Origin of the sequence: Bradyrhizobium cosmicum (genome assembly GCF_032290525.1) — a bacterium.
In the GTDB taxonomy this organism is placed as follows: domain Bacteria; phylum Pseudomonadota; class Alphaproteobacteria; order Rhizobiales; family Xanthobacteraceae; genus Bradyrhizobium; species Bradyrhizobium cosmicum_A.
On record NZ_JASXTA010000249.1, the window covers coordinates 1 to 270 of the forward strand.

1 protein-coding gene is annotated in these 270 nt (G+C 55.2%); it reads left to right on the forward strand.

What is annotated here, in order from left to right; genetic code table 11:
• Nucleotides 1-270: GyrI-like domain-containing protein (locus QSV46_RS39835; RefSeq protein WP_314964108.1), on the forward strand; the 270-nt coding region annotated here is incomplete at both ends.

Consider the following 270-nt stretch of genomic DNA (forward strand, 5'->3'; position numbering starts at 1 on the left):
GGTTTTACGTATCTGGCACAGATTCCGGTCGACCAGGACGTCAAGAACCTGACCAAGGACATCAGCATGGGCAAGTCGCCCGAGGGCAAGGCGCTGAAATTCGTCCATCGCGGCTCCTACGACAACATGGACAACACCTATGAGGCGATCACCAACCACCTCGACGACAAGAAACTGGAAGCCAAAGACACCTTCATCGAGGAATACATCACCGATCCCCTGAAGACGGCGGAGGACAAGCTGGTGATCAACGTCTATGTGCCGCTGAGG